This is a genomic window from Vibrio nigripulchritudo ATCC 27043 (assembly GCF_000222685.1).
GTDB lineage: Bacteria > Pseudomonadota > Gammaproteobacteria > Enterobacterales > Vibrionaceae > Vibrio > Vibrio nigripulchritudo.
On record NZ_AFWJ01000082.1, the window covers coordinates 1 to 9,116 of the forward strand.

9 protein-coding genes are annotated in these 9,116 nt (G+C 46.4%); all 9 read left to right on the forward strand.

Features of this window, described 5'->3' with window-relative positions:
- Positions 1 to 1,150 (forward strand): sugar ABC transporter permease (locus RH89_RS08755; RefSeq protein WP_004401202.1); only part of this gene is annotated, 1,150 nt, incomplete at its 5' end.
- A 42-nt stretch (positions 1,151 to 1,192) separates the two neighbouring features.
- Positions 1,193 to 2,167: an aldo/keto reductase gene (locus RH89_RS08760; RefSeq protein WP_004401204.1), complete on the forward strand. Its 975-nt coding sequence runs from the start codon at positions 1,193 to 1,195 to the stop codon at positions 2,165 to 2,167.
- 9 nt (positions 2,168 to 2,176) lie between these two features.
- The gene (locus RH89_RS08765; protein ID WP_004401206.1) at positions 2,177 to 3,604 is read left to right on the forward strand and encodes an NAD-dependent succinate-semialdehyde dehydrogenase; all 1,428 of its coding nucleotides are present in this window, start codon (positions 2,177 to 2,179) and stop codon (positions 3,602 to 3,604) included.
- A 12-nt stretch (positions 3,605 to 3,616) separates the two neighbouring features.
- The gene (locus RH89_RS08770; RefSeq protein WP_004401207.1) at positions 3,617 to 4,561 is read left to right on the forward strand and encodes a 2-dehydro-3-deoxygalactonokinase; all 945 of its coding nucleotides are present in this window, start codon (positions 3,617 to 3,619) and stop codon (positions 4,559 to 4,561) included.
- Positions 4,540 to 5,196 (forward strand): 2-dehydro-3-deoxy-6-phosphogalactonate aldolase, encoded by a 657-nt coding sequence (locus tag RH89_RS08775; protein WP_004401209.1) that lies wholly within the window; start codon positions 4,540 to 4,542, stop codon positions 5,194 to 5,196. Before RH89_RS08770 ends, RH89_RS08775 begins: the two co-directional genes overlap by 22 nt.
- A gap of 10 nt (positions 5,197 to 5,206) precedes the next feature.
- Entirely contained in the window at positions 5,207 to 6,367 is a 1,161-nt protein-coding gene (locus RH89_RS08780; RefSeq protein WP_004401211.1) for a mandelate racemase/muconate lactonizing enzyme family protein, read from the forward strand.
- A 76-nt stretch (positions 6,368 to 6,443) separates the two neighbouring features.
- Positions 6,444 to 6,827 carry a hypothetical protein gene (locus RH89_RS08785; RefSeq protein ID WP_004401213.1) on the forward strand — a complete coding sequence of 128 codons (384 nt, stop codon included), beginning with the start codon at positions 6,444 to 6,446 and terminating at the stop codon, positions 6,825 to 6,827.
- A 10-nt stretch (positions 6,828 to 6,837) separates the two neighbouring features.
- Positions 6,838 to 8,220 (forward strand): class II fumarate hydratase, encoded by a 1,383-nt coding sequence (locus RH89_RS08790; RefSeq protein ID WP_004401215.1) that lies wholly within the window; start codon positions 6,838 to 6,840, stop codon positions 8,218 to 8,220.
- A 601-nt stretch (positions 8,221 to 8,821) separates the two neighbouring features.
- A partial coding sequence (locus RH89_RS30195) for a hypothetical protein (RefSeq protein WP_004401217.1) occupies positions 8,822 to 9,116 on the forward strand: 295 nt, incomplete at its 3' end.

The window sequence follows — 9,116 nt, forward strand, 5'->3', positions numbered from 1 at the left end:
GAATTGGTTTGAGAGGATTAGAAACTCAAGGTTTGGCAATTTCGTCCCCGTTCTATTTGCGTTGTTTGCGATATGGACCTATTTCGGCATAACAGAACCTGCATTTCTCAGTGCGCGAAACTTCTACTTCCTATTTATGCAGAGCTCTGTGGTCGGGATATTAGCCGTCGGGATTACAGTGTTGCTGCTCCTTGGGGATATTGATTTGTCCGTAGCGGCTACCGCTGGGGTATGCGCAGCAATATTGGCTGTGCTTACTACCAACATGGGTGTACCAGCGCCGTTGGCATGCCTTGTCGCGATTGGTGCGGGCGTATTACTGAGTATGTTTCAGGGCAGTCTGGTTGCCTACATCGGAATCCCTTCATTTGTCGTGACACTTGCTGGTCTGCTCGGTTTTCAGGGGCTGATGCTTAAGATTCTGGGCATTCACGGCGCTATTAATGTGCGCGATCCGTTCATTCGAGGCATCACCACCACAAGTTTACCTGACTGGCTGGGCTGGGTGTTGGTTGCCGTGGGCATTCTCCTCATGGTGCTTATGGCAACAAGGGAATATCGACTAAGGCAGCAAATGGGGCTTGAGCAGGATTCGGTGTCTGGTATCGCGGGCAAAGTGCTCTTCTTTGCCGTACTTGCTGGCGCAGCGGTGATGACTTTGAACAGCTACAAAGGTGTGCCTTTAGTGGTGTTGATTCTATTTGGTGTGACCCTTCTTTTTGCCTGGATTACCACTTCCACCCCTTTTGGTCGCGCTCTGTTTGCAGTCGGGGGCAACCCTGAATCTGCTCGAAGAGTAGGGATCTCACTCAACCAAATCAAAATTGCAGCATTTGCGATTACAGGTTTGATGGCTGCACTGGGTGGAATTATAGGGGCGTCTCGCTATGCGTCGGTATCTTTCAATGCTTTTGCCGGAGGTCCACTTCTGCTTGACGCCATAGGTGCAGCCGTTATCGGCGGGACATCGTTATTCGGCGGTCGCGGCAGTGTATGGAATGCCATTTTGGGTGCATTGGTGATTGGTTCGCTTGGAAATGGTTTGGATCTTTCTGGTGCCAGTGCTGCCGACAAATTGATGTTCTCCGGTGCGATTCTGTTGATTGCGGTTTCGATTGATGCGCTTTCAAGGAAAACGGGTAAAGCGTGAGTACTAAATGAACATGGACAAAGATCATAAGGAACAATGACGATGAAAACTTACTCTTTAAAGTCAATCAGTAAGCCCGTCTCGGCGGTTGGTCTGGGGACGATGATTTTCCATCCAGACACCAAACAGCGAGATTTCAGTTTGCTCAATGCTTTCGTCGATAACGGTGGCACCTACATCGATACTGCCGAAGTGTATGGCGCGGTGGAAGAGCACGGTTACTCTGAAATGGTGATTGGCGACTGGTTAGAAGCCAACCCCGAAATACGAGAAAATATTGTGCTGGCTACCAAAGGGCTGATCACAGGCTATTGTGCGCCGCTTCACCCGGGTGGGGCAAAGGTCAACCCAGAATCCGTTCATCGTGCGATTGATGGATCACTTGAACGGTTGAAAACCGACTATCTGGATATCTGGATGTTCCATCGTGATGATTTAAGTCAGCCCGTTGGTCCACTGGTTGATGCGCTGGACGAAGAGGTGAAGAAAGGGCGAATTCGTGCTTATGGTGCATCTAACTGGAGCACTGAACGTATTCAGGAAGCAATAGATTATGCCCGTGCCAACGGCAAAGCTGAAATGATGAGCTCGAGCCCGCACTTTTCGCTGGCTAAAGCTAACGAACCCTTCTGGCCAGAAACGGTTGTCACTTCAGAAAAGGACAAACAGTGGTTTACTCAAAATGACTTTCCACTGGTGGCGTGGTCAGCATTAGGGCGCGGTTTTTTTGCCAAAGGCGACCGTCAGGACACCAGCGATGAAGATTTGGTTCGGGTTTTCTATTCTGATGACAACTTCGAACGCAAAGAAAGAGCCACCGAGCTTGCTCAACATAAGAATCTCAATATGTTTGAGATGGCGTTGGCGTATGTATTGAATCAGCCTTTCCCGGTGATTGCCCTCAATGGGGCAGAAACACCCGAACAGGTGAAAACCTCACTTCATGCGGCGTCGTTAACCCTGACACAAGCGGAAGTGGACTGGCTGGATCTCACTTCAGATAACAAACCGTTTTAGGAGACCGCAATGAGTACTTTACCTATGTACATCGGTGGCGAGATGGTCAATTCAGGCAGCACGTTTGATGTGATCAACCCCGCGACCGAACAGGTTTCTGGGGTGATAGCCAAAGCTTCGGCAAGTGATGCGAATCGTGCGTTAGAGGCGGCGCAGGCGGCTTTCCCAAGCTGGTCAAATACAACGATTGCAGAGCGTGTGTCCTGGATGAACAAACTTCGCGATGCCGTCATAGAAAATGAAACTGAGCTTCGCGAAGCGATTCAGATCGAAATGGGAAAAAACTGGGCGGGCACACAAGAAGACTTTGAATCTCTGGTCAATAGCCTACAGTTTTATGCCGAAGAAATATCGCGTTTCAGAACCGATTCTCTGGTCGATAAAGAAGGTACGCATACCCATCAACTCGTTCACGAACCTGTCGGGGTAGTCGCAGCGTTTCTGGCGTGGAATTTTCCTCTGCTGAATCTGGCGTTCAAAATCGGCCCGGCAATGGCGTCTGGTTGCCCGATTGTGATTAAGCCTTCGCTCAAGTCGCCCATTTCAGCCTATCTGGTCGGCAAACTGTGCCATGACATTGGCTTACCAAAAGGTGTCGTGAATATCGTTTGTGGCGATGATACCGAAGTGGGAGACGCTTTGTCGTCGTCCACGATTCCATCCATGCTGACCTTGATTGGTTCTATTGCCACCGGGCAGCACATAATGAAAACTGGTGCCACATCCATCAAGCGTTATTCCATGGAATTAGGCGGGAATGCTCCAGTGTTAGTGTTTGCCGATTCTGATCTGGATTTGGCAGCAGACATTGTCTGTGCGGTGAAATTTGGCAACTGCGGACAGATTTGTGTCACGCCCAACCGTGTGTTTGTTCAGAAAAGTGTGGCGAAGGAATTTGCCCACAAAGTGGTAGAGCGAGCAAAGGCGGTAAAAGTGGGTTTTGGCATTCAAAGTGATTTGGAAATGGGCCCCCTTATTGACGAAATTGCATGGAATCGTGTTGATAGTCTGGTGAAGGATTCTGTGCAAAACGGCGCTTCACTTTTATATGGCGGTCAGAAGCCTGAAGGCGTCGAGCAAGGGCATTTCTATATGCCAACGGTGCTTTCAAACCTCGATACCAGTATGCGAATTTATCAGGAAGAGATCTTTGGACCGGTTGTCTCACTCTATGAGTTTGAAAATGAAGCGGAAGTACTGGATCATGCTAATGACACCGAAGCAGGCTTAACGGCGTATGTGTTCACACAGAACCAGGCGAAAGCCGAGCGGTGCGCAAACCAGCTGCGATTTGGCGAAATCCAAATCAATGGTGTGAAGTATGGTATCGACTTGCCCCATGGAGGGATCAAACAGTCGGGTATCGGATGCGATTGCTCGCACTTAGCACTGCACGATTACTTAGCAGTGAAACGAATTACGCGGGCATTGAATTAAGGAAGATTCAGAATGACCAAAGAAACCGCCAGTGTGATTGCTATGGATTGGGGATCCACCATGCTACGTGCTTACTTACTCAGTGAGCAGGGCAATGTGATGGCTGAAAAAAGCTTCCCCTGGGGTGTGCTTCAGCGCCCTAAGAATGAAGGCAGAACGCTGTCTTTTGAGCAAGTTTTTTATGCGGCGGTAGACGACTGGATCATGGCGTATCCGGCATTGCATGTGTATTTGACGGGCATGGTTACCAGCAAAATTGGCTGGGTGGAAGTGCCTTATGTCGATGCTCCTTGCGGTATCGAAGACATCCATGCGGGTGGTCATTCTCTTCTTACTAAAGACTGTCAGTTAGTCCATCTGATTCCCGGAGTCTGTTTCCACGGCAGGCAAATTGACCTGATGCGTGGAGAAGAGACTCAACTTCTGCCTTTTCTTAACAGCTGGGAGCGCACCTACGACGGTTGGGTCATCCTACCTGGTACTCATTCCAAATGGGTACTGATTCAAAACCTTCAGATCAGTGAGTTCCAAACGTATATGACAGGTGAGCTGTACTCCCTATTGAAAAAGCATTCAATCCTGAATGCGGGTGGTGCAGATATTCAAAATGACATGGATATCGATACCTTTTTGCAGGGGGTGGATGCCGCTTTAAACGGTTCAGGCATTATGTCTGAGCTGTTTTCCTGTCGCAGTGCGGTGCTGTTTGGTGAAGTCAAAGGGGAGCTGCGATTTTCTTACCTCTCTGGTTTATTGATTGGTTCAGAAGTGAAAGAAGCCAAGCAGGCATTAGGTGGTCTTCCAACAGAAATTTCTTTGATTGGTGAGGAGTCGTTGTGCGATTTGTATCGAATCGCTCTGCGTTACTTCAAGCCAGAAGCTCTGGTCACGCAGTACAACAATACGGCGGCTCAGGGCATTTGGGAGATGCATTCATGGATTCAAGCCAACAAATAGAGGCATTAAACGACACACTGAGCGTTTGTGGTTTGGTTGCGATTCTTCGGGGGGTAAAACCAGAAGAAGTGGAGCGCTATGCCGAGGTGTTAGCTGAAGGTGGTATTCATTTGATCGAAGTGCCGATGAATTCGCCACAGCCACTAAATAGCATACAAAAACTGGCGATGCGCTTTGGCAAGCAAAGTCTGGTTGGCGCTGGAACGGTGATGTCGAAACAACAAATCGATGAGGTGAGCGAGGTTGGCGGAAAACTGATTGTCATGCCTCACACCGATGAAACCTTAATTCGATACGCCATCAGCAAAGATCTGATACCGATTCCCGGTGTGGCAACGCCTTCGGAAGCGTTCAAAGCCATTAACGCGGGCGCTTATGTACTCAAACTGTTTCCGGCAGAACAGGTCTTAGCTACGGGATTAAAGGCATGGAAAGCCGTGATCCCTCCCAATATCAAAATACTGCCAGTAGGCGGAATCACACCTGAAACGATGGCGCCATTTATGAAAGCCGGGGCAGAGGGGTTTGGCTTAGGAAGTCGGTTATATCGACCGGGAATTTCACTCAGCGAGTTTTCTCAAAACGTTGATGCGTTTGTTTCGCAATGGCAAAAGCTGAGTGCACAAGGAAGTTAATGAGGTCGCCATGAAAATTACACAGGTGAAGAGTTACGTACTGCAATATGACCTTGAAGAAGAACTGGGTTACTCGCAGCAGTATTACACCAAACGCACTGCCCACATCATTGAGATAAAAACCGACAATGGACTGGTGGGATACGGAGAGGCATTTGGCGGTGGGGGAGTTGCACTTGCCAATCAGACCATCGTTGAAAAGGTGATTGCTCCGATGATCATCGGTATGAATCCGCTGGATAACGAAGTGATATGGCACAAGGTATACAACTTACTTCGCGACCACGGTCAGAAAGGTATGCCTTTACAGTCGTTATCGGGCGTAGATATTGCACTTTGGGACATCAAAGGTAAATTTTACCAACAACCCATTTATCAGTTACTTGGTGGCGCATTCCGTGAAACCATTCCGGTTTATGGATATGGGATGATGTTGCAACGCGTTCCTGATTTGAAAGAGCGATTTGCCAAAGAAAGCGCGGACATTGCGTCAAAAGGCTTCAAATCCATGAAGATGAAAATCGGCTTGGGCGTATCTCAAGATGTTGAGTTGGTTGAAGCGGTAAGAGATTCCGTTGGCGATGACATTGAAATTATGGTCGATGCCAATCACGCGTACACAACACGAGAAGCATTGCCACTGGGTAGAGAGCTTGAGCGGCTAGGTGTGAGTTGGTTTGAAGAACCCGTTGCTCCTGAAGACAAGCAGGGGTATCGGGATTTGTGTACTCATTTGGATATGTGTATTGCTGGTGGAGAAGCAGAATTTTCACGCTGGGGATTTCGTGATTTGGTTGAACACAAATGCGTGGATCTGCTTCAGCCGGAAACCTGTGCGCTGGGTGGGATCACGGAATACCAGAAAGTACTGTCTATGGCGCATAGTCATTTCGTGCCTGTCGTAAACCATGTTTGGGGATCAGCAATTGCGGTTGCTACGAATATTCACCTGCTTGCTTCAATGCCACATTTACCGGGTGGTGCTCATCCAGTTCAGCCAATGCTGGAATACGATACAACACCAAATTTATTCCGGGAAAATTTGCTGGTTGAATCTCTGGATGTACAAAATCAGGTCGCACAAAACGGTGGATTTATCACCTTACCAACCGGGCATGGGCTGGGAGTAGAACCAGATATGTCGTTTGTGCAGCAATATCAGGTCAACTAACGACAAAAGCCTTGAAAGATTGACTTAATTGGAATGATAATGGTTAACAATAAGATTTAGTCCAATAGAGTCGATCATGAAAGAGTCTACCTTTTTATACCAAGCCTTCTATCAGGCGGAAGATCGCTTTTTGTTTCATACTGAAGAAAACGGTTTTGAACATGAAGTGGTGTTTGGCTATATACAGGCAAGCCTGAATTTAGCGTCTTGGTATGGAGAAGGTTCAGAATTTGCCAACCCTCTGCTGGAAGAGTTGTTTCTTCGTAGAGTGTATTACAACCTACTGCAAGCCATTAACGATGCCACCAACTGTCGGGTTCTTCGACAAATCTGTTTAGATCAAATTCACGGACCACTCATTGCCCTAAAACGGCATTACTGCCACTCATCAGCAGGCTACGAACGTTTTTTAACGCTACAACAAGACCTGCGAGACATCCAATACATCAATGATCTATAAAGGAAATAGAATGACTACGTACCGTATAGAAAAAGACAGCATGGGCGAAGTGCAAGTACCGGAAGCAGCACTATATCAAGCACAGACCCAACGAGCGGTAGACAATTTTCCAATCAGCGGCATTACGATGCCAGCAAAATTTATTCAGGCTCTGGCTTTTGTAAAGCAAGCCGCAGCCAAGGCTAATGCTGAACTGAACTTGCTAGAGCAGGATATTGCAGATGCAATCTCCGAGTCTTGTCAGGAAATCATTGATGGTCAGCACATTGAACAATTCCCAGTTGATGTATTCCAGACAGGTTCTGGTACCAGTTCTAATATGAACGCCAACGAAGTGATCGCAACTCTGGCTTCCCAAAAAGCAGGTAAAGCAGTCAATCCAAACGATCATGTAAACATGGGGCAGAGCAGTAACGATGTGGTTCCAACGGCAATTGCTGTAAGCGCAGCATTGGCGGCGGAAAACCAACTGGTGCCTGCACTAAAATACCTGAGCGACAAAACAGAAGCGAAAGCCAAAACCCTAGAACACGTCGTGAAAACAGGTCGTACTCACCTGATGGATGCAATGCCAGTTACGTTGGCACAAGAACTTCGTGGCTGGAAATTCCAAATCGATTCCGCCATCAACGGTATTCAAGAAACGCTACCGCGAGTGAAGGCACTAGCGCAAGGTGGTACAGCAGTAGGCACTGGTATCAATGCTGTGCCAGAATTCTCTGGTTTATTTGCTAAACATATTTCAGCTTCAACGGGCGTGTCTTTCCAGCCGAGTGAAAACTTCTTCTACAACATGTCTAGCCAAGACGCGATCGTCAGCCTTTCAGGTCAGCTTAAGACAGGTGCGGTTGCTATCATGAAAATCGCCAACGATCTTCGCTGGATGAACTCAGGCCCTCTAGCAGGTTTGGGCGAAATCGAACTGCAAGCGCTTCAGCCAGGCTCTTCCATCATGCCAGGTAAAGTGAACCCTGTAATCCCAGAAGCGGCAGCAATGGTCGCGGCGCAAGTGATTGGTAATGACACCACTATTACCATTGGCGGTCAGTCTGGTAACTTCCAGCTAAATGTAATGTTGCCTGTGATTGGTTTGAATATCATTCAAAGCATCGAGCTATTGGCTAACGCTTCTACGCAATTGGCAGATAAAGCGGTGTCCACATTTGCAGTTCGCGAAGACAACCTGCAAGTGGCGTTGGCTAAGAACCCAATCCTAGTGACGGCACTAAACCCAGTGATTGGTTACCTGAAAGCGGCAGAAGTGGCTAAGAAAGCGTACAAAGAACAGCGCGCCATTATCGACGTAGCAGAAGAAGAAACGGATCTAAGCCGCGAGGAACTAGAAAAACTGCTTGATCCAGCGAAACTGACGCAAGGTGGTATCGCGCAGTAATTACATAATGTATCTGATATAAAAATGGACGCTTCGGCGTCCTATTTTTTTGTACATTGAAAGACCAAGATTACATTCAAATTTATTCCCTGGGAAAATAAAATTCATCAATCTTGTTATTTAAATAACGTTACCTATTTATATTAACTATCCATTGAAAAGTACAACCAAATTTCTGGAAAGTGCATTTATTAAAAAATCGAGTATCCATTTCTTCACTCTTAATTTATGGATGTTATTTACGGAACAAACTGTTCCTGGTAATAAAATTACTCGCCAATAAGAATAAGCTGTAGACTCTATCGATTGGAAATTAAAACTCTTTAAATACAATCGATTGGGTGGTTTTGTTTAACATTTAAACAAAAGTGTTTTGGCTGTGTAGAAATTTATTTACTTGATTTTTATAATTTTAATATATTTCAAGTCGTGTTTTATTGGCTTATATTTACATTTTATAAAATGAGATCTTAATCCTAATAATATAATGGTATATATATATTTATTTATTTTTCATGATACATGTTATGTGGCTTTTAACTTCGGCTATCTTGTCGTCGGTAAAGCTGTCTAATCCAATAAGTATTATTTAGGAAATTTTATGATAGTTAATCAACATAACAATTCAGCTAGGCTTGGGGCGTTATCGAGTGCGATTTTGGCTTCGTTTTTATCGTTCGGTGTTAACGCAAATGTAAGTACGGTCTCGATAAGTCCTATCGTAGTCAATCCTTTTGGTGAATCAAAACAAGGGATTTGCGAGACGTACAATGCGCGAGTCAAAGTTGCGAACGCTCAGTTAAGAAATTTAGGGTTGGGAGAAATAGAATCTCAAAATACGTGTACACATGTTCCTTTGAGCCGAGGGCAAATCGAAGTTTCACTACAGCCTTTTA

Excerpts from the sequence above, each read along its gene's own strand:
- RH89_RS08760 (WP_004401204.1), top strand. The coding sequence starts at position 1,193 with ATGAAAACTTACTCTTTAAAGTCAATCAGTAAGCCCGTCTCGGCGGTT.
- RH89_RS08765 (WP_004401206.1), top strand. The coding sequence starts at position 2,177 with ATGAGTACTTTACCTATGTACATCGGTGGCGAGATGGTCAATTCAGGC.
- RH89_RS08770 (WP_004401207.1), top strand. The coding sequence starts at position 3,617 with ATGACCAAAGAAACCGCCAGTGTGATTGCTATGGATTGGGGATCCACC.
- RH89_RS08775 (WP_004401209.1), top strand. The coding sequence starts at position 4,540 with ATGGATTCAAGCCAACAAATAGAGGCATTAAACGACACACTGAGCGTT.
- RH89_RS08780 (WP_004401211.1), top strand. The coding sequence starts at position 5,207 with ATGAAAATTACACAGGTGAAGAGTTACGTACTGCAATATGACCTTGAA.
- RH89_RS08785 (WP_004401213.1), top strand. The coding sequence starts at position 6,444 with ATGAAAGAGTCTACCTTTTTATACCAAGCCTTCTATCAGGCGGAAGAT.
- RH89_RS08790 (WP_004401215.1), top strand. The coding sequence starts at position 6,838 with ATGACTACGTACCGTATAGAAAAAGACAGCATGGGCGAAGTGCAAGTA.